This window comes from Methylovulum sp. (genome assembly GCF_028687615.1).
Classification (GTDB): domain Bacteria; phylum Pseudomonadota; class Gammaproteobacteria; order Methylococcales; family Methylomonadaceae; genus Methylovulum.
Map to the genome: position 1 here is coordinate 89783 of NZ_JAQTZU010000006.1, position 20781 is coordinate 110563.

Genomic DNA, 20781 nt, shown 5'->3' on the forward strand with positions numbered 1-20781 from the left:
GTGGTTGCAATCTGACTGTTGATCGTTGGGACATCATTCAAGCCGGGATAGGCATAGTTCCAACATCAGGGTGTCACGGCCATTAAGTATTGGGCCTGGATATAGAATATAGCGAGGTAGCCCGTATGCAGCGGTAGCGGAATACGGGGGTTCGATACCGCACATCTCTAAACCCCGTATTGAAACATTGCGATTAAATACAGCTTGTTGGTTTTGGAAAATCCCGTAATCCGCTTTGCTCCTTACGGGCTACCTCGCTGGGTTTAGTTGGATGGATATGGGCATGGTTAAAAGCGGGCTTAGATTTGTCAGATAATCCAATCAGTGGATGAAATTCAGCCTATTAACTTACACCTTGTTACCCAAACTTTATTATTGCTGGCGGCAGTTTCATCAACGCATTGCCAGCACCTTCGTAGGGGGGCAAATCAAAAAGCGTGTTAAATTCACTATGGGTAGGTTCTGGAAATTTAAAGAATTTCAGCTTTTTTGCTGCCACAAAAAACAACCGCCGCCGTCTTTGCGGCGTTCCATAGTCCGCCGCCATCAGCTCACGATAGGTGACCGCGTAGCCGATTTGTTCAAATGAATTGATTATTTCTTGCACCATATCCGCTGATTTTACTTGCGCCAAACCGTAAACATTTTCCATGATGACGATTTCCGGCTTTAAATCTCCAATGTGCCGGATATAATCCCGGTAAAGCGTTCCCAAAGGGTCATCAGTTGCTTTTTGTTTGCCCGCGACACTAAAGGGTTGGCACGGCGGCCCACCAATAATGACATCTGGAGCTTTACCTAACACCTGTTTAATCATTTCTGGATTAAGTTCTCTAATATCGGCCTGATGAAAATTCCAGCTAAGCCGATTTGCGTTTATAGTCGCTGCTGACCACGGTTCAATATCGGTTGCAAACAGGGTTTTAAACTGCACCGATTTGTTGCTAGCCTGTTCAAAACCCAAATCTAAGCCACCCGCGCCGCAAAAATACGAAGCAATCAACTTATCACCACCATCATTTTGCTTTGTAAAGTAATTCGCAACTTCTGACGCAATCGCTTTTGCTAGTTTTACAGGTACTGCATTACCTATCTGTTTTTGAACCTGCCCCAACGTGCCTTTAAATTCATAATCAATTGGAAAATCTTGAAGACAAGCCGCTTCTCGTGGCGTTAAATAACGGTCTTCGTAAGGATGGACGAATTTGTTGTAAATATAGGCCGTGACGGTTAAAGCGGGTTTGTCCATTTCCAAGCGCAACAACCGCATATTCGGGCCGCCCGTTTTTTTATCGCCCGTGCGGATAAAACTCTTGTGTTGGAGATGGGTAGGCAAATCGCCCATTTTTCCGCCAGATGGCAAGTGCTTGATACGCTCAAGCACAATCCCTGAATACACTCTGGTTTCGTGGTTGGGTACTGATTTCATACGACTAACTCACGAAGCAATGGATTTTCTAAAGTAATTATGTAATCAAACACATAACGTAAATCTTCCCTAAAAATAACTTGCTGGCCATCAATTGTTTTTAAATCTGTTTCCATTCCCCAAAGCATGGGTATAAGGGGCGACAAATAATCATCGTTGTGCCGATAAGCAGGAAGGTTGGAAATAATCGCTGTTTTAAAATCGTTCTCGCCCTTATGCGTAAGACCTATTTTTAAGGTTTGATAAATGCCTTTTTTAATGTCATCCGTCCTATCCATTCCTGCACTGGTTTTACTATCGCTAATAACCTGTTTGTGAGGCCAACCATGATGCTTTTTCGCTTCCAAAGGAGGGCTACCGCAAGCATTAGTTAAATGATAAATTTTGGATTGGCGATTTTTGGTGATGTACGCTTCTCTTGCTGCTAACCACGTTTGAAATTGTTGTTCGATGGCATCTGCATTTTTATTGTCCACCATGAAATCTACAAATGGCTTAAAAGGCCAGTTTTCTCCTCCTGTTTTCCCTAATGGAATAATACAGTTGTTATGAAGATATAAGGCGGAGTCACAGGTTTTTAACTGAGAAGATGTAAGGGTGATTTTATGATGATGCTTAACAGCATCAAGTTGGTTAATTTTAATCAGTAAGGGATAAGTGATAAGCGGTGCAGATTTGACTTCAGCCAAAATTTTTAGGCCATTTTTATGAATAATCAACGCATCAGCGTAATCACTACCGCCAATAACGCATACCTGCTCAAAGTTGTCAGAGAAATGCTGGATAAATTTTAAAATCAACTCACTACTGAGTTTACCCAGCGCACCCGACTCTGGCTTTACCGCTTTTTGATATTGCCATGAGTTATTTTCATAACACTGAGAACATAGATTAATAAAACCAATATGTGCGTTATATCCACCAATAGCGTTATCACAGTATTCAATGTTTTTTTCCAATCCTGCTGTGGCATCAACGTAAGCCATAGACATGACGGCATCAAAAAGGAATGCCCGAAATGATGGTTCTTTTCTGCTGACCGATTCCAACAATCGGTCTATTTCGCCAGCCCACGGATATTCAATAAGCGGCAAGTGACCAATGGTTTTTTCAGTTTTATTAGCCAATTTATTTGCCTTTTTCCTGCACCCAACCCAAAACCCCAGCCAAAGCCAGATCCAACCCACTAGGATCATTCCCCCCGGCCATTGCCATATCCGGCCTGCCGCCGCCTTTGCCGCCAACTTGTTGGGCGACAAAATTGACCAAATCACCTGCTTTCACCTGCCCCATCCGGTCTTTACTCACGCCCGCAACCAAGCTGACTTTGTCGCCTTCGACGACTGCCAACACCACCACCGCGCTGCCGAGTTTGTTTTTTAATTGGTCGGCGAGGTCGCGTAAGGCTTTGGCTTCTATGCCTTCGAGTTTGACCGCCAATACTTTCGTGCCAGCCACTTCAACGGCTAGCCCGGCGAGATCGTCGCCTTGCGAACTGGCGAGTTTGGCGTTGAGGCGTTCGAGTTGTTTTTCTAAATCGCGGCTTTTTGCCAGTAATTGTTCGACTTTTTCTGCGGCTTTGTCCGGCGCGCTTTTTAGCAATCCGGCGATGGTGTTTAGCACCTGTTCGCGCTCGCCTAGCCATGCCATGCAGCCTGCACCTGTGACGGCTTCAATCCGGCGCACACCTGCCGCTACGCCCGTTTCGCTGATGATTTTGAAGCAACCGATGTCGCCTGCGCGTTCAACGTGGGTGCCGCCGCAGAGTTCGGTGGAGAATGCGCCGATTTTCAACACCCGCACTTCGTCGCCGTATTTTTCGCCGAACAAAGCCATTGCACCCGCTTTGACCGCGTCGTCTTTTGCCATCACTTCGGCGGACACGGGCTGGTTCAAGCGGATTTGTTCATTCACCCCTTTTTCTAAAACGCTAATTTGCTCAGGCGTGACCGGTTCAAAATGCGAGAAGTCGAAACGTAAACGTTCAGGATTAACCAACGAGCCTTTTTGCGCGACGTGATCGCCCAAGGTTTGGCGCAGAGCAGCGTGTAATAAATGCGTGGCGGAATGGTTCAGTTCGGTGGCTTTGCGCTCTTCGGCACTGACTTTGGCATGGCACAAGTCCCCGACTTTCAACTCGCCGGAGACGACTTTGCCTTTATGCAGAAACAACGTGCCGCCTTGTTTTTGGGTGTCGGCAACGGCAAACACGCCCGCGTCAGTTTTCAATTCGCCACAGTCACCGATTTGTCCGCCTGATTCGGCATAGAACGGGGTTTTGTCCAACACCACCACGCCTTCGTCACCTGCTTCTAAACTTTCGACGGGCTGGCCGTGTTGAAAAAGAGCGATGATATGCACCTCGTCATCCAAGTTTCCGTAGCCTGTGAATTCGGTTTGGCTGTCGAGTTTGATGTCTTGGTCGTAATCCGCACCGAAACTGCTGGCGGAACGGGCGCGGTCGCGTTGTGCCGCCATATCTTGCTCAAAGCCGTCATAATCGACGCTGAGATTGTGTTCGCGGGCAAAATCGGCGGTCAAATCGACGGGGAAACCATAGGTGTCGTAAAGCTGGAACACGGTTTCGCCGGGAATGACCGTGCCTTCCAATTTGGCGACACAGGCTTCGAGAATTTTCATGCCCTGCCCTAACGTTTCGGCAAAACGTTCTTCTTCTTTTTTCAAGATGCGCTCAACTTGTTCTTGTGCGGCGGCGAGTTCAGGGTAAGCCGCACCCATTTCTTCAACCAAAGGCGCGACCAGTTTGTAGAAGAAAATATCGAGTATGCCTAAACGGTAGCCGTGTCGTATCGCTCGGCGGATGATACGGCGCAAGACATAGCCACGGCCTTCGTTGGATGGCATCACGCCATCGGTAATCAAGAACGCGCAGGAACGGATGTGGTCGGCAATCACGCGCAAGGAGCTATTCGTCAAATCATCGGTAAGCGCCAACGCGGCGGCGGCGGTGAGCAGTTTTTGGAACAAGTCGATTTCGTAATTACTATGCACGCCCTGCAAGATCGCCGAGATACGTTCCAAACCCATGCCCGTATCGACTGAAGGTTTTGGCAGCGGCGTCATAGTGCCATCAGCAGAACGGTCGTACTGCATGAACACGAGATTCCAAATTTCGATATAACGGTCGCCGTCTTCATCTGGCGAACCTGGAGGGCCGCCGAAAATGTGTTCGCCGTGATCGTAGAAAATTTCCGTACATGGGCCACAGGGGCCGACATCGCCCATAGACCAGAAATTGTCTTTGGTGGCGATGCGTGAGAAGCGGTTCGGGTCTACGCCAATTTCTTTCAACCATATCGCTTCGGCTTCTTTGTCTTCTGCGTACACCGTCACCCAGAGTTTTTCGGCGGGGATTTCCATTGCTTTGGTGAGAAATTCCCACGCGTATTCGATAGCTTCTTTTTTGAAATAATCACCAAAACTGAAATTGCCGAGCATTTCAAAAAACGTGTGATGCCGTGCCGTGTAGCCGACGTTTTCCAAGTCGTTGTGCTTGCCGCCTGCGCGTACACAGCGTTGGCTGGTCGCGGCGGTCGTGAAAGGCTTGTGTTCACGGCCTAAAAATACATCCTTAAACTGCACCATGCCTGCGTTGGTGAACAGCAAAGTCGGATCGTTGCCCGGCACTAGCGAACTGGATGGCTCGATGGCATGTCCACGTTGACGGAAAAAGTCCAGGAATGCGGCGCGTAAAGCGGCGCTAGTCATTTTTTTCATGATAGTAGTATTGTCTAAAACTTAGGGAAACGGATGGCTAAATGGGTGAACAACGCGCTGACCAGGTCGGCGGGAAAACCACGTTGCAGTAAAAATCGACTACGTTTTGCCCATTCTTGGCGGCTCAAGCGCCGATCATGGGCGTATTTTTTATGGTATACCTGCTCCAGCACGTCTAGCCAATTGTCGGCAACGCTGTGCAGAAGCGGTTCGATGGTGTCGGTTTGGACACCGTTCTGGCTGAGTTCGTACTGCACGGCAATCGGCCCATAACCTTTTTGGATGCGTTGCCGTGCGTAGCTCTCGGCGTAACGGGCATCGTCTTGCCAGCCTTTTTCGGCCAATTCATCCAGCACCGGCAGAACGTCGATTTTTTGGAAACCCTTCAGCGAACATTTGTTGAGCAATTCTTTGCGGCTGTGTTCGCGCCTCGCCAGCAACCGTAAACAATACGCCTTGATGGTTTTGGTGGTTTCCTCTGCCGACATGGTTACTCGTCGTCAACAAACGGCTCTTCAACTATGTCTGCGTCAATCACGGGAATCGGTTTGGCAAAGGCTTCGGCACGGATTTTTTGCTCGATTTCCAAGGCTTTTTCGGGATGTTCTTTCAGGTATTGTTTGACGTTGTCTTTGCCTTGACCGATTTTTTCACTGCCGTAAGCGTACCAGGAACCGGATTTTTGGATGAAGCCATATTTCACGCCCAAATCCACCAATTCGCCGACAAAGGAAATGCCTTCGCCGTACAAAATCTCAAATTCGGCTTCTTTAAACGGCGGGGCGACTTTGTTTTTGACGACTTTGACGCGGGTTTCGTTACCGATAATATCATCGCCTTTTTTAATCGAACCGATGCGGCGGATGTCCAAACGCACCGAGGCGTAGAATTTCAGCGCATTACCGCCTGTGGTGGTTTCCGGGCTACCAAACATCACGCCGATTTTCATACGGATTTGGTTGATGAAAATCACCAGCGTGTTGGCGCGTTTGATATTGGCGGTGAGTTTGCGCAAGGCTTGCGACATTAAGCGAGCTTGCAAACCCATGTGCGAATCGCCCATATCGCCTTCGATTTCAGCTTTTGGGGTCAAGGCCGCAACGGAGTCAATAACTACAATGTCCACCGCACCGGAGCGCACCAGCATGTCGGTGATTTCCAGTGCTTGTTCCCCCGTGTCGGGTTGGGAGACCAGCAAATCATCGACATTGACACCGAGCTTTTCGGCATAACCAGGATCTAGCGCGTGTTCCGCATCGACAAACGCCGCTGTGCCACCGAGTTTTTGGATTTCCGCAATCACTTGCAGCGTCAGCGTGGTTTTACCCGAAGATTCCGGGCCGTAAATTTCCACCACCCGACCGCGTGGCAAACCACCGCAGCCTAGGGCAATATCCAATCCCAATGAGCCAGTAGAAACCACTTCTATATCACGCGAAGCCGCGACATCGCCCATGCGCATGACCGAACCTTTACCAAATTGTTTTTCAATTTGCATCAAAGCCGCGCCGAGCGCTTTCTTTTTGTTCTCATCCATTATTAATGCCCTTATGTGTGCGTTAGACCCGCAAGAAACGGGGAGTGTGACTAAAGAAATATCGCAAAATCAAAGCCGTTTATTATTACATAGGGATAGGGCTTCGGGTAGTGCTGATTATGCTTGCTGCGTGAGATTTTGCGCCTGTACAAGTCCGAAGATTCCCAGTAGATTGACGTGCTTTGCCTAGGAGGAAATCCCATGAAACAAGACCCTATCACCTTGTTTGGCGAGGTACTGTTTGACCAATTCCCTGACGGGCAAGCGGTTTTAGGCGGCGCACCGTTTAATGTCGCCTGGCATTTGCAAGCCTTTGGTCAACGGCCTTGTTTTATCAGCCGCGTCGGTGCCGATGCGCTGGGTGGACAAATCCGTGCCGACATGTTGGCTTGGGGTATGGACACCACGCAGTTGCAAACCGATGAAACCCATCCGACCGGCGTGGTGCAAATCACCATCAATGCTGGCGAACCCGCTTATGAGATTCTCGACCAGCAAGCTTATGATTATCTCGCCGCTCCTAGCCAGCCAATTCAATCATCGTTAATTTATCATGGCACATTGGCATTGCGGCATCCTACTTCCGCGCAAACCTTGGCAAAAATGCTGGCGCAACATGACGGAATGGTGTTTCTGGATGTCAATTTACGCGCCCCGTGGTGGTGTGTCGGGCAAGTGGCGGAGTGCTTAAAAGCCGCCGATTGGGTCAAGCTCAATGACGATGAATTGCGCCAACTTGCCAAACCCAAAGCCACGCTAAAAGAAACTTTGCAAGTTTTTTTGGATGCGTATCAATTAACGGGGTTGATTGTCACTAGGGGCGAATTGGGCGCGGTGGCATTGACGGAAAACGGCGGGTATCTGGAAGTCACGCCCAACGCACTTGCCGAGGTTATTGATACCGTCGGTGCAGGCGATGCTTTCGCCAGCGTGTTGTTATTGGGTTTGCAACACCAATGGCCTTTAGCCTTGACCTTACGCAGGGCGCAAGATTTTGCCTCGGCTCTGGTGACGCAAAAAGGCGCGACCGTGCAGGATATGGGGTTTTATGTGCCGTTTATTGTGCAGTGGCAGTTATAGTTACTGAGTGCTTTTTTATTAAGTGCATGTGCAAAAGTCCTATGGCTACGACTGCCCGTCCTCAAAGGACGCGCAGTCGTTTTATACTGAAAAACTTATTCATCATTACTTAGCCGGACAAAATCTATTTTAATTAACAAAATCAACTCTTAGCATAAACAAAGGTGATTTTTCATTGCTTATGCTATAAATTGTATATACAATTTGACTATGATTACTTACAATGAAGACAAACGGCAACTTAACCTTAAAAAACACTATCTTGATTTTGTCGGTTGCGACGTTGTTTTTGCCGGAGTCACCTTAACCCGCGAAGACATAAGCGAAAACTACGGCGAAATGCGTTTTCAAACATTGGGGTTATGGGGTGACACGGTTGTCTTTATTGTCCATACTCCGCGCGGCGAACACGAACATATTATTTCCATCCGTAAGGCTGAAAAACATGAACAACGCATCTATTGGCAACATTACAACGGCTAATTTAACAGATTGGGATAAAGTCAAATCTTTAACGGATGAAGAGATTATCCATGACATTGACAGCCCACGCACCAGTGAAGCCGATTGGGCGCAAGCGTTTGTCAGTCATTCTGGAGCTGAATTACATACCGAAATAATAAAACGTAAGCGTAGTGCAAATAAATTACCCGTTAAAGAACAAGTCGCCATTCGTTTTGATGCTGAAATATTGGCTTATTTTCGTAGCACGGGTAAAGGGTGGCAAACTCGCATGAATGAAGTTTTAAAAGAGTGGATACGGGAACACATGGTTTAAGCCTTCGCTAAAACGGAAGGCAGTTTTTTATTGGCGTAAGCTTTGTAACCAATGCTGTTCTTACTTGCTGGAGTATTTCGTGTATTTTTGCATCACCATAAGGTATCGCGGCAAATTTTCCCCACACAGGCGCAGGCCACGCCTTATCGGTTTGATAACGGACGATATGGTGGATATGCAGTTGCGGAACTAGGTTGCCGATAGCGGCGATATTCATTTTGTCGGCCTGGTACAAAATCGCCAGTTGTTCCGCCAGATAATTCGATTCTCCGGTAAACAAGTGCTGCTGGGCTTTGCTCAGCTCGTAAAGCTCACGCAAACCGTCCACTTGCGGCACAAGGATGAACCAAGGGTATTGGCTATCGTTCATCAGCAGCAATTGGCAGAGTTCAAAATGGCCTACGGGGATGCAGTCTGCTTGTAGGCGTGGGTGGAGTTGGAAGGGTGCTGTCATAGTGTTTGAATTGATGGATTTGTCCACGAAAGACACGACTCATTGAGCACGAAGTGAAAAGCACGAAAAATTTACTTTTCTGAAAATAGCTATATTTTCGTGTCTTTCGTGCTTTTCGTGGACAATAAATCATTAAATTTTCTGATTTAACTAGGGCTTACAACAGCTTAAACACACCAGCCGCTTTCGCGACAGTATTATCCAAATCCGCTTCGGTATGTGCCATAGAAACAAACCCCGCTTCAAACGCCGATGGGGCCAGATACACGCCTTGCGCCAACATGGCGTGGAAGAAGCGTTTGAAACGGTTTTGGTCGCATTCCATGACTTGCGCGAAACGGGTGATGTGTTGGTCTTCGCTGAAAAATAGACCAAACATGCCGCCGACTTGGTTGGTGGTGAAAGGGATTCCGGCGGCTTTGGCGGCGGTGGTCAATCCTGCCATCAAGCGTTCGGTTTTTGCCGTCAAAGCCTCATAAAATCCAAGTTCGCTGATAAGTTCCAGGGTTTTTAAGCCAGCCGCCATCGCCACCGGATTACCTGACAACGTACCTGCCTGATACACGGGGCCTAATGGCGCGAGGCTTTCCATAATCATACGCTTGCCGCCAAATGCACCGACCGGCATACCGCCGCCGATGACCTTGCCCAAGGTAGTCAAATCTGGCGTGACACCATAAAGACCTTGTGCACCTTGCAAGCTGACGCGAAACCCGGTCATCACTTCATCAAAAATCAACACGCTTTGATAATCGTCACAAACTTGCCGCAAGGTTTCCAAAAATCCTGGCACGGGCGGGATGCAGTTCATATTCCCGGCAACGGGTTCGACGATGATACAGGCGATGTCTGCACCGCATTCGGCAAACAGATTTTCCACCGCCTCGCTATCATTGTAAGGTAAGGTCAAGGTATGTGCCGCCACCGATGCGGGTACGCCAGGGGAGCTGGGTACGCCAAAGGTCAACGCGCCGGAACCGGCTTTTACCAGCAAGCTATCGGCGTGCCCGTGATAGCAACCCGCAAATTTGACGATTTTGTCACGTCCGGTGTAGCCCCGCGCCAAGCGGATCGCGCTCATCGTCGCTTCCGTGCCGGAACTGACCATGCGTACCAAATCAATGGACGGCAGCAATTGGCAAACTTTTTCCGCCATCTGCGTTTCAATTTCCGTGGGTGCGCCAAAGCTCAAACCCTTTGCCGCCGCCGCTTGCACTGCCGCAATCACGTCAGGATGGGCATGTCCTAGCACCATCGGCCCCCAAGAACCGACATAATCAATGTATTGCTTGCCTTCGGCATCGAAAATGTACGCGCCGCTGGCATGGTCAATAAATACGGGTGTGCCGCCAACGCCACCGAAGGAACGCACGGGCGAATTCACGCCACCTGGAATGACTTGTTTGGCGGCGGAAAATAAAACGTCTTTATCTGTCATGGAATATCAAAGGGTTAATAGGATTAAGGAAAGTTTGGCGGGGATGTTTTTTTTCGCCATTGGTTGCGGTCAAGATGACCGCGCTCCACGTTACCCACCTAACTTTTTCGTGTATTTCGTGTATTTCGTGGACAAAATATCAGGAATTTTATAGCTAGGTAATAGGCTTTATTCGTGGAAATTAAAAAAGACACGAAAAACAGCATAAGCGAACTTTACCATGATTGAAAGTACCCGATGCGTTAAAATGGGCAAAGACATATTTAAGGAAACGATGATGAAACCCAGAGAAAAACGGCAAGGATTGGTGGTGGTCAACACCGGCGAAGGCAAAGGCAAATCTTCCAGTGCATTAGGGATGGTGTTCCGTGCGGCGGGTTGGGATATGAAAATCTGTGTGATCCAATACATCAAAGGCCGATGGCAAACCGGTGAACAAAAGGCCGCCGCGCGTTTTGACAATATCGAATGGCATGCGTTGGGCGACGGTTTCACCTGGGACACCAAAAACCCCGAACAAGACATTAAAACTAGCCGTGAAATTTGGGAATTCAGCAAACAAAAAATCTTGTCACAAGAATTTGATGTGGTCTTGCTGGATGAAATCAATTATTGCTGCGGTTATAACTGGATTTCCGGGCAAGAAATTGCGGATTTTATCCGTGGGCATAAAGCCCCTTGGCTGCATCTGATTTTGACCGGACGCAACGCCGCGCCGGAAGTGCTGGAAATTGCCAACACCGCCACTGAAATGGGCAAGATCAAACATGCTTACGAACAAGGCATTATGGCTGAGCAAGGTATTGAATTTTAGCGTTATCCGGCATAAGCCACCGGTTTATGCCACTCCATGCCGATAACACGGCGTCACCATTCCAACAAAAAAACTACAAGGGGAAACAAGCATGTCTGAAACAATGAAAATCATACTAGGGGTTGCCGCGTTATTTATTGCCGGTTTTATTATGGTCGGCACCAACAAGCAGCAATCTAAAGAAGAAATGGAAGCGGCGTCCATGATCCGAAATTACTCCGCTATACAAACTATGGCTAGCCAAAAATGTCCGGCTGAAATCATGAAAATTACCGGTGAACAGGTGTTTTTCCCCTCTGAAACCCTTAGCGATAAAGATAGCTACATCACCTTGAAATGGGTGGGGGAAGGCGGCAAGACCGGCGGTTTTAAAAATGCCAGTTGCACGTTAAAAGCGGCTTTAGGTGGAATCTCCGAGCTGGTGATTGACGATAAAGTCATTATAAAAAAATAAAAAAACCGTTAAACTCAAAAATGGGGGCCGCAAACTATTGCGGCTCCCACTCTCCTACCGCTAATCCCGCCAACTTATAAATTATCCAAAATCGCCCGTTTGACCGCATCCAAACTGGCTTCAATCGTCACTGGCCGGGCATCGGCGCATTGCTGCATGGCAATTTCCGGGTCTTTGATACCGTTGCCTGTCAGCGTACAAACGATGCGGCTACCTTCAGGGATTTTGCCGACGCTGATGTCATGTAGCGCACCCGCCAACGAAGTCGCCGAAGCCGGTTCACAAAACACCCCTTCAAATTGCGACAACATTTTTTGTGCCGCCAAAATTTGCTCGTCGGTGAATTTATCAAACCAACCGCCAGATTCTTTTTGCACGTTCCACGCCAAATCCCAGGATTGCGGGTTGCCGATGCGGATGGCGGTCGCCACTGTTTCAGGATGCTCTATCGGGTGTCCGGCGACAAACGGCGCGGCCCCGGCGGCCTGATAACCACACATGACTGGCAAGTTGCGGGTCACGGCGGTATGCGTCGAAGAATAACGTGCATATTCGGTATAGCCTTTCCAGTATGCGGTGATGTTGCCCGCGTTGCCGACTGGCAAACAATGGAAATCCGGCGCAAAGCCCAATTCATCGACAATTTCAAACGCGGCGGTTTTTTGGCCTTCAATACGGAAGGGGTTGATGGAGTTGACGATGGTCACGGGGGCCAGCTCGGCAACTTCTTTGACCAAGGCCATGCCCCTGTCAAAATTGCCGTTGATTTGGATGATTTTGGCATCGTACATCAAAGTTTGCGCCAATTTGCCCAGAGCGATTTTGCCTTCAGGGATCAGTACGAACGCTTTAATACCAGCGCGGACGGCATAAGCGGCAGCAGAAGCGGATGTGTTGCCTGTTGAAGCGCAAATAATCGCTTGGCTGCCTGCTTCCACGGCTTTGGTCACCGCCATCGTCATGCCACGGTCTTTGAACGAGCCGGTCGGGTTCAAGCCTTCAAATTTGACGTAAATGTCCACGTCTTTGCCAATCAGGCGCGGGATGTTTTGCAGTTGGATCAACGGCGTGTTGCCTTCGCCCAAGCTGATGATGCGGGTGCTGGCGTTGACGGGCAGGCGGCCACGGTAGCGTTCGATAAGTCCGGTGTAGCGGGTCATGGTGGTTCCTATGGTTTTATCTCTGGACATTTGCCAGATTTTTATTGATTTCTGGATTGAGTGGCCAATTAAAGGCGTTCTATAAATTCAAAAATGGTAAAGACTTGTAATTTTGGAAACTCTATGGTTTTTAACACATTGAAATGCCTATCATTGCTTACCAAAAAATCGGCATTCCCCGCAACCGCACAATCAACGAATTTGTTGTCGTCTTTATCCGCGTCGATTAATTACCATTTGTAATAAATGGCATGTTTATGCACGTTTGATAAGGTCAGCAACATTTCAGCGATATTGTTTGCAACTACGGCATTGGCTTTTCGGGCAATGATTTCGGTATATTCATGCAGCACCTCATTGCTGATAAGCTAATCGTATTTTTGGGCAATCAGATGGTCGAAAATAATGCGGTAAGGCGATTGTTTTGGGATAGAAACCAACAAGATGTTGGTGTCTATTACAACTTTCATGAAGAATGATAAGGTGTTCTTAGATGTTCATCTGTCCATTCAATCATTGTCCCTTCATTCCAGCCCTTTTCCTGCCACAGCCTGTCCATTTCCTGGGTTGCTTGCTGGGCAAAATAATTTGCCAGCAAATTTTTTATATCGGCTAGTTGCTGGTTAGTGATTTCGTGGCTGAACAGCTTTAATAACTCCAGTTGCAACGGGGTTAATTTTTGAGCCTGCATGATATTCTCCAAGCCGAAAGTTAGTGTTGCTTACCCCAACGTCTCCATCCGAATCCGGCTAACCTTACCGCTCACAGTAGGCAAAGCCTCAATCTCACTAATCGCCGCATTCATTTCCTGCTCTAGCGTGATTTGCGTCAGCATGATGATCGGCACGGCGGTTTCGCCTTTTAGGGGTTCTTTTTGGATCATCGCTTCAATGCTGATGTTGTGGTCGGCAAGGATTTTGGTGACATCCGCCAACACGCCGGGCTTGTCTTCGGCGTTTAGGCGCAAATAGTACGAGGTTTTGATGCGGTCTGCGGGCAACACCGGAATATCCGCCAAGGCATCGGCTTGGAACGCCAAATGCGGGACACGGTTTTCAGGGTCGGAAGTCAAGGCCCGCACCACGTCAATGACATCGGCAACAATGGATGAACCCGTCGGCTCGGCTCCTGCACCGGCACCGTAATACAAGGTTGCGCCCACCGCATCGCCTTTCACCAGCACGGCGTTCATCACGCCGTTGACATTGGCGATCAGCCTGCGTTCGGGGATCAGGGTCGGATGCACGCGCAATTCGATGCCTTCGGGCGTTTTTCTGGCGATGCCCAAATGTTTGATCCGGTAGCCCAGTTGTTCGGCGTATTCGACATCGGTACGGGTGATTTGGGTGATGCCTTCGGTGAAGACTTTCTCGAATTGCAAAGGGATGCCAAACGCAATCGAAGCCAAGATGGTCAGTTTATGCGCCGCATCAATGCCTTCCACATCAAACGTGGGGTCGGCTTCGGCGTAACCCAAAAATTGCGCTTCCGCCAGCACATCGCCAAAATCGCGGCCTTTGTCGCGCATTTCAGTGAGGATGAAATTGCCCGTGCCGTTGATGATGCCCGCCAGCCATTGGATTTGGTTGCCGCTCAAGCCTTCGCGTATGGCTTTGATGATCGGTATGCCGCCCGCCACCGCCGCCTCAAACGCGACTATCACGCCTTTCTCGCTGGCTTTGGCGAAAATCTCGTTGCCCTGGGTGGCGATCAACGATTTATTGGCGGTGACGATGTGCTTGCCGTTGGCGATGGCGGTCAGGATCATGTCTTTGACTATCCCTGCCCCGCCGATGGTTTCCACGATAATGTCGATGTCGGGGTCATTGATGATTTCAAACGGGTCGGTGGTGACTTGTAGGTCTTGCGTGTCGCAGATACGCGGCTTGTGCAAATCCCTGGCGGAAGCGCGGGTGATGATAATTTCCCGTCCGGCACGGCGGGCGATTTCTGCGGCATTACGCTTTAAGATATTGACCGTACCGCCACCGACAGTACCCAAGCCCAACACACCCACTTTTATCGGTTTCAAAGCAAACTCCCCTTCAGCTAAAAGCCACCATTATATTTCATAAGGCGCAAGTCACAAGCTTAAGATGCGGCTTTTCAGGTTTCCCAAACCTGAAAAGCTTGCTGGCGGCCGCTATTAATCAGACGGATTTTGCAATAACTTCTTGCGTACTTTCTTGCTGACCATATCAATAAACTCGTCGCTATTTTCGTAATCTTGCGCCTTGATAAACTCGACAAAAGACGCGACCAGTTTTTTGGTGCCGGCGATTTCTACATGCGAACGTCCACAGCCTTGGCAATGGGTTCCATCATAAGTGCATTGATCAGCACAGGGAGTAAATTTCATGGGGATTCTCTGCTAGGTTTAATGTAGGTTGACAAGATAACAGGCATGATGGGTTTTTGAAACTATGTGTCCCATAACGTTGTGATTAAATTGCTGGCTAAGGGACGGACATGAAATAATTTCCGCACCGGCTCGTCAGACCTGTCTGGTTTTGATACCCCTGGGGCACAAGAAACCTGACAGGTCTTGATCCGCGAATTTATTCCATGCACATTCCTAAGCTTAAAGATTCTTGCCAAAACAAGTCATCATGCTACATGATAAACTTACCGATTGACCTAATACTTCCAAAAAAGACAATGGCTTACACCACAACCACAACCACAACCACAACCACAACTCCTGGCACTTTCACCGTATCCCAACTTAACCGCGCCGCCGGACAATTGCTCAGCGAGCATTTTTGGTCGGTCTGGGTCTCCGGGGAAATTTCCAACTTAAGCGCACCTTCTTCCGGTCACCTGTATTTTTCCCTGAAAGACGCGCAGGCCCAGGTGCGTTGTGCGATGTTCAAAAACTCCCAACGCGGTCTCAAAGTCAAGCCGGAAAACGGCAAACAAGTGCGGGTGAAAGCCCAGGTCAGTTTGTACGAACCGCGTGGCGATTACCAGTTGGTAGTCGAAAGTATTGAAGCGGCGGGCGAAGGCGAGTTGCAACAGGCGTTTGCCGAACTGAAACGCAAATTGGCGGAAGAAGGTTTGTTTGATGCCCTGCATAAAAAAACCTTGCCCGCCCTGCCCGATTGCATTGGCGTGGTCACTTCGCCCAGCGGCGCGGCGGTCAGGGATATTTTGACGGTGCTGAAGCGGCGGTTTCCGGCGGTTGACGTCATCATTTATCCGGTTGCCGTGCAGGGCGACAATGCCAAGCACGAAATTGCCCAAGCCATAGCCGCAGCCAATGGCCACGGGCATTGTGATGTGCTGATCATAGGGCGTGGCGGCGGTTCGCTGGAAGATCTGTGGGCATTTAATGAAGAAGTGGTCGCACGGGCGATTTTTGCCAGTGCGCTTCCCGTGATCTCCGCCGTCGGTCATGAAACCGATTTCACCATCGCCGATTTTGTCGCCGATGTCCGCGCCCCGACGCCGTCCGCCGCCGCCGAATACGCCGCTCCCGACGGACAAGTCTGGCTGGCACGGTTCATTGATTTTGATCAGCGCATACAACAGCTAATCCGGCGCAGAATCGGGCAACAGCAACAAACATTAGCTTGGTTAAAACAACGTTTGCAACAGCAACATCCAGGTCAAAAACTCGCCAGCAATGCCCAGCGTTTGGATGAATTGGAGTTGCGGCTCAGCCAAGTTATGCAGGCCAAGCTACGCCATCATCAACATTGGCTGGAAGCAAAAGCCGCGCGTTTATGGCGGCATCATCCGGCTGTAAAAATCAGCCAACTTCAACAACAACAAGGATTTTTGCAACAGCGTTTGGAAAATGTCATGCACCATGAACTGGCACGGCTTAAGCAGCGACTGGCGGCGAATAGCCAGACTTTACATGCGGTAAGTCCATTGGCGACGTTACACCGCGGCTATGCTTTGGCGACAGAGGCAGTTTCCGGGCGTGTCGTGCGTTCCAGCGCACAGGTGCAGGTGGGCGATAAACTGACGCTGCGCTTTGGGCAAGGTGCGGTGTGCAGCGAGGTTTTGTCGGTTGAGCCGATGTAGACACGTTGCCGTGCCAAGTCCTTTAAAATTTATTATTTGCGCCAAAACTCCGGCACAAACAAAATGACGATGGAGAAAATTTGCACCCGACCTAAGAGCATGGCAAAAGTGCAAACACTGGTCTGGAAATCAGTCAAGACACTGTAATTGCTGGCAGGGCCGACGAGATTAAGGCCTGGGCCTGCGTTATTGAAACAGGCGACAATAGCGGTGAAGGAAGTGATGAAATCCAAGCCACTGAACAACAACAGGAACACCAAAATCACAATGCAGATGAAATAGAGGAAAATGAACCCTGTCACCGACGTGACGATGTTATCGTGAACCACATTGCCGCCGATTTTTAATGGCTTGACCGCGTTAGGGTGGATGAATTTAAACATTTCCAAACGTGCCTGCTTCATCAGGATAATCGTGCGGATCATGCGGATGCCCCCGCCGGTAGAACCGGTGGACACAGAAATACTGCTTAAAAACAACATCCACATCGGTACAAAAATCGGCCACTGGTTAAAATCCTGGGTCATAAAACCGGAGGTGGTCGCCACCGTCACCAGATTGAACGTGGCATGGCGCAAGCACAGCCAAAAATCAGGATATGTGTTGTTATGCCACAGCACCCCCGCCGCCAACACACAACTGCCCAGCACGGCGATTAACATACCCCACACTTCCACGTCTTTTTTGTACGGCGAAAAGGAGCGTTTACGCAAGGCCAAAAAATGCGTGGCAAAATTCATTGCCGCCAGCAATTGGAAAAAAGTCAGCACCAATTCAATGGGCAAAGAATTAAAATAACCAACATTGGCGTCGTGCGTAGAAAAACCGCCCAAACTCATCGCGGCAAAAGCATGGCAAACCGCGTCGAACCACGTCATGCCGACAATATGTAAGGAAAAAATGCAGAAGATGGTGATGACCACATAAGCCCCCCATAAAGACTTGGCGGCTTGGGCGATACGCGGCGGCAGGTCGGATTCTTTCACGGAACCGGGCGATTCCGATTTGAGCAACTGCATCCCGCCCACACCCAAAATCGGCAGCACCGCGACGGCAAAAACGATGATGCCGATACCGCCGAACCAGGTCAGCTCATGCCGCCATAAATTGACCGCCATCGGCAAATGATCCAAACCGTTCAACACGGTCGCACCGGTCGTGGTCAGCGCCGAAATCACTTCAAAATAAGCATCGATAAATTTAAGCCCGGGCAATTGCAATATCAGTGGTAGGGTGCAAAATACGGAAGCCATTGTCCAGCACAAGGTCACCAACAAAAAACCCGCTTGTTTGGAGATTTTTTTCGGGGCGTTCTTGGTGACAAAAAACATCAAAAACCCCATCAACAACGTGATGGCGGTGCCTTGAAAAAATGCCAAGGTGGCACCGTCATCAAAAGCCAGTGACGTGAACAGGCAAGTCGCCATCAAGGCACTAAAGCCCATCGTCACCACGCCGAAAACATGAAAAATGGTAGGTAGGCTGTTCATAGCTGTGTTGGGCATGTGGCATTAAATTGCGATAGGCTGGCCGGCACGGGTAGCCGGAAAACCGCTGATTTGTATTAATCGTCTCATAAGTCCGCGTACAGTAATCTCACTATATTGTGCGCGGACTTATGAGACGATTAATACATCCAATCAATAGATAGGGTTCAGATAGGTTGAAAGGTTTTTTCAATGCTGGAAACCAGTTTTTTATCAATCGCAAACATCACGACATGGTCGTTTTCTTCAAACAGGGTGTCATAATGGACGGAAATGACTTGCTGGTTACGTATCAACGCCCCCATGACGATGCCTTCAGGCAAATTGATACTTTTGACTTGCCGCCCGACCACGGAATTGTCCCCGTTATTATGATGGGCAATCGCTTCAATGGCTTCGGCGGTACCGCCGCACAAAGAATTGACTTGCGCCACATCGCCACGGCGCACATGTTTGAGGATGCTGCCCAGGGTTTCCTGGTTGGGCAGCACGGCAACGTCTATGCCGGTTCCAGGCAATAATTTGCTGTACGAGACGTGGTTCAGCAAACAAATGGCCTTGCGTGCGCCCAAACTTTTTGCCAACGATGCGGAAATGATATTGACCCCGTCATTGTTGGTGATCGCACAAAACAAATCGGTCGAGTCTATGGATTCCTCGATCAATAACGCTTCATCCGCACAATCGCCCAAGATCACCGTCGTATTTTTAAGGTCGTTGGCTATTTTTTTGGCGCGGCGGCTGTCTTTTTCAATGATTTTGACTTCATGGTCTTTCTCCAGGGCCAAGGCCAAACGTTTGCCGACGTGCCCGCCACCGGCGATGATGATACGTTTTAACGGCGCTTCCATTTTATTGAGTTCTTTCAAAACGCGCCGGACTTCTTTACGGGGGGCGACAAAAAATACCTCGTCATCCGTTTCAATCACCGCTTCGCCATTGACAACCACAGGAACTCCTTGCCTGAAAATGGCGGCGACACGAATTTTCCCGTCCACGAAACGCTCTTTTAACGCCCTGATTTTCTTGCCGGTCAGAAAACCGCCCGCAACCACTTTTACTGAGAACAGCCGCACTAAACCACCGGCAAAATCGGAAATGTGCAATACCCCAGGAAAATCGATCAGATTGCGTATCGACTCCATAACAATCTGTTCGGGACTGATGACAAAATCGACAGGAATGCCGGTAGGGCAAAATAAATTGGGATGGGTGAGGTAATCGAGGGCCCGGACGCGGGCGATGGTTTTGGGGCGTTTATAAAGCGTGTTGATGATCAGGCATGCCAGCATATTGGTTTCGTCGCGGTCGGTTACGGCGATGACAATATCGGTGTTATGGACGCCAGCCTGTTCGAGGACGCTGGGGTGGGCCGCATTGCCGGTGACTGTGGCTATATCCACCCGTTCTTTTAATGCTTCCAGCAATTCGGGTTTAAAATCAACGACTACAATGTCATTTTCTTCGCTCGCCAGTGCTTCCGCCACCGATGAACCGGTAACGCCGGCACCAAGAATCAATATTTTCAATGGGTTATCCTTTTTGTAGACCATTGCGGAACCGCAGGGGCGACCGCCGAATTTTTGAGAATGCCGTCACAAAAAATCGGCGAATTATAGCGGTAATAAGCCTTTGTTTCAATTTGCTTGTGAACTATTCACGCTAAGGAATGGGCATGAAATAGTTTTGACAATTACCCGCCAGACCTTTCAGGTTTTCAAAACCTGAAAGGTCTTAATCTACGAATTTATTCCATGCACATTCCTAATGGTTTGCTTGAAAATAACCTCCCGATCAATCAAACACCACATCTTCATAAATATCGGCTAGCGACAATTTGGCATGATAGGCATCACAATCCACCACCAAGATTTCATCGGCTTCCAATATCGCCGTTTGCCAATCGCCGTTGCTGTCACGGACGTAATAATCGACGTGTTGCCGATCACTGGCAACAATCAGGTAGTAACGTAGGCTAGGGATTTTTTGATACGCCATCAGTTTTTCACGCCTATCAATGGCGGCGGTGCCGGATGACAGCACTTCGGCAAGCAAGCACGGCTGTTCTTTAAATAGCTGCCCGTTATCGTCAGGATTGCAAACCAGCATGACATCGGGGTAATAATAAGTCCTGCCCTGTTCTATGCTCAGCTTCATATCATTTAAAAACACCCCGCAACGGCCACCCCTCGCCGCCGCCCGTAGATGAAAACCCAGGTTCATACTTACGCGGTTATGGCGTTCAGACGCACCCGCCATTGCATAAATATACCCATCAACATACTCATGGCGGCACTCCGCCGTCAGTTCAAATGCCAAGTAATCTTGCTCGCTGATCCGCGCCAGTTTTTCTAATGCGCTCATTTTACCCCCCAATCAA

The 20781-nt window shown here is 49.1% G+C and carries 21 protein-coding genes; 6 read left to right on the top strand and 15 right to left on the bottom strand.

Annotation, left to right across the window (positions count from 1 at the left end):
• Nucleotides 1-358: 358 nt before the first annotated feature.
• The 5 genes from dcm to recA are packed head-to-tail and all read right to left on the bottom strand — an operon-like array spanning nt 359 to nt 6704.
• Nucleotides 359-1429 (bottom strand): DNA (cytosine-5-)-methyltransferase, encoded by a 1071-nt coding sequence (gene dcm / locus PHH59_RS05065; RefSeq protein WP_300012206.1) that lies wholly within the window; start codon nt 1427-1429, stop codon nt 359-361.
• Nucleotides 1426-2556, bottom strand: a complete 1131-nt coding sequence (locus PHH59_RS05070; protein ID WP_300012208.1) for a hypothetical protein — start codon at nt 2554-2556, stop codon at nt 1426-1428. The genes dcm and PHH59_RS05070 overlap by 4 nt, the downstream gene beginning before the upstream one ends.
• A gap of 1 nt (nt 2557) precedes the next feature.
• Nucleotides 2558-5167: an alanine--tRNA ligase gene (alaS, locus tag PHH59_RS05075; protein WP_300012210.1), complete on the bottom strand. Its 2610-nt coding sequence runs from the start codon at nt 5165-5167 to the stop codon at nt 2558-2560.
• A 14-nt stretch (nt 5168-5181) separates the two neighbouring features.
• The gene (locus PHH59_RS05080; protein ID WP_300012212.1) at nt 5182-5655 is read right to left on the bottom strand and encodes a regulatory protein RecX; all 474 of its coding nucleotides are present in this window, start codon (nt 5653-5655) and stop codon (nt 5182-5184) included.
• Between the two features lie 2 nt (nt 5656-5657).
• Complete coding sequence (recA, locus tag PHH59_RS05085) at nt 5658-6704, bottom strand: recombinase RecA (protein WP_300012214.1); 1047 nt, start codon at nt 6702-6704, stop codon at nt 5658-5660.
• A gap of 201 nt (nt 6705-6905) precedes the next feature.
• Between recA and PHH59_RS05090 the strand changes: the two genes are divergently transcribed.
• From PHH59_RS05090 to PHH59_RS05100, 3 genes are all read left to right on the top strand, one after another.
• A complete protein-coding gene (locus PHH59_RS05090; protein ID WP_300012216.1) occupies nt 6906-7784 on the top strand; it encodes a carbohydrate kinase in 879 nt (292 codons plus the stop codon).
• Nucleotides 7785-7994: 210 nt separating this feature from the next.
• Nucleotides 7995-8267, top strand: a complete 273-nt coding sequence (locus PHH59_RS05095; RefSeq protein ID WP_300012219.1) for a BrnT family toxin — start codon at nt 7995-7997, stop codon at nt 8265-8267.
• Nucleotides 8230-8562 (top strand): BrnA antitoxin family protein, encoded by a 333-nt coding sequence (locus tag PHH59_RS05100; RefSeq protein ID WP_300012221.1) that lies wholly within the window; start codon nt 8230-8232, stop codon nt 8560-8562. Before PHH59_RS05095 ends, PHH59_RS05100 begins: the two co-directional genes overlap by 38 nt.
• Nucleotides 8563-8569: 7 nt before the next feature.
• Here the strand turns inward: PHH59_RS05100 and PHH59_RS05105 are convergent, their stop codons facing one another.
• A complete protein-coding gene (locus PHH59_RS05105) occupies nt 8570-9016 on the bottom strand; it encodes an HIT domain-containing protein (protein WP_300012223.1) in 447 nt (148 codons plus the stop codon).
• 157 nt (nt 9017-9173) lie between these two features.
• Entirely contained in the window at nt 9174-10454 is a 1281-nt protein-coding gene (hemL, locus tag PHH59_RS05110; protein WP_300012225.1) for a glutamate-1-semialdehyde 2,1-aminomutase, read from the bottom strand.
• Between the two features lie 277 nt (nt 10455-10731).
• On the opposite strand from hemL, the gene cobO reads away from it, so the two are divergent.
• A complete protein-coding gene (gene cobO, locus PHH59_RS05115; RefSeq protein WP_300012227.1) occupies nt 10732-11268 on the top strand; it encodes a cob(I)yrinic acid a,c-diamide adenosyltransferase in 537 nt (178 codons plus the stop codon).
• 91 nt (nt 11269-11359) lie between these two features.
• Nucleotides 11360-11722, top strand: coding sequence for a hypothetical protein (locus tag PHH59_RS05120; protein WP_300012229.1), 363 nt, complete (start codon nt 11360-11362; stop codon nt 11720-11722).
• A gap of 74 nt (nt 11723-11796) precedes the next feature.
• Here PHH59_RS05120 and thrC read toward each other — a convergent pair whose 3' ends face one another.
• The 5 genes from thrC to PHH59_RS05140 all read right to left on the bottom strand — a co-directional run bounded on the left by thrC (nt 11797) and on the right by PHH59_RS05140 (nt 15241).
• Nucleotides 11797-12882: a threonine synthase gene (gene thrC / locus PHH59_RS05125; protein WP_300247392.1), complete on the bottom strand. Its 1086-nt coding sequence runs from the start codon at nt 12880-12882 to the stop codon at nt 11797-11799.
• Nucleotides 12883-12950: 68 nt separating this feature from the next.
• A complete protein-coding gene (locus PHH59_RS16905) occupies nt 12951-13109 on the bottom strand; it encodes a PIN domain-containing protein (protein ID WP_366145465.1) in 159 nt (52 codons plus the stop codon).
• A gap of 239 nt (nt 13110-13348) precedes the next feature.
• Nucleotides 13349-13573 carry a hypothetical protein gene (locus PHH59_RS05130; RefSeq protein ID WP_019867197.1) on the bottom strand — a complete coding sequence of 75 codons (225 nt, stop codon included), beginning with the start codon at nt 13571-13573 and terminating at the stop codon, nt 13349-13351.
• A 30-nt stretch (nt 13574-13603) separates the two neighbouring features.
• Complete coding sequence (locus PHH59_RS05135) at nt 13604-14914, bottom strand: homoserine dehydrogenase (RefSeq protein WP_300012235.1); 1311 nt, start codon at nt 14912-14914, stop codon at nt 13604-13606.
• A 114-nt stretch (nt 14915-15028) separates the two neighbouring features.
• Nucleotides 15029-15241 carry a DUF1289 domain-containing protein gene (locus PHH59_RS05140; protein WP_300012237.1) on the bottom strand — a complete coding sequence of 71 codons (213 nt, stop codon included), beginning with the start codon at nt 15239-15241 and terminating at the stop codon, nt 15029-15031.
• A 299-nt stretch (nt 15242-15540) separates the two neighbouring features.
• Between PHH59_RS05140 and xseA the strand changes: the two genes are divergently transcribed.
• Nucleotides 15541-16914 carry an exodeoxyribonuclease VII large subunit gene (xseA, locus tag PHH59_RS05145; RefSeq protein WP_300012239.1) on the top strand — a complete coding sequence of 458 codons (1374 nt, stop codon included), beginning with the start codon at nt 15541-15543 and terminating at the stop codon, nt 16912-16914.
• A gap of 32 nt (nt 16915-16946) precedes the next feature.
• Here xseA and PHH59_RS05150 read toward each other — a convergent pair whose 3' ends face one another.
• The 3 genes from PHH59_RS05150 to PHH59_RS05160 form a co-directional block, all read right to left on the bottom strand.
• Nucleotides 16947-18404, bottom strand: coding sequence for a potassium transporter TrkG (locus PHH59_RS05150; RefSeq protein WP_300012241.1), 1458 nt, complete (start codon nt 18402-18404; stop codon nt 16947-16949).
• Nucleotides 18405-18568: 164 nt separating this feature from the next.
• Entirely contained in the window at nt 18569-19930 is a 1362-nt protein-coding gene (gene trkA, locus PHH59_RS05155) for a Trk system potassium transporter TrkA (RefSeq protein WP_300012243.1), read from the bottom strand.
• 265 nt (nt 19931-20195) lie between these two features.
• A complete protein-coding gene (locus tag PHH59_RS05160) occupies nt 20196-20765 on the bottom strand; it encodes a Uma2 family endonuclease (RefSeq protein ID WP_300012245.1) in 570 nt (189 codons plus the stop codon).
• Nucleotides 20766-20781 lie beyond the last annotated feature (16 nt).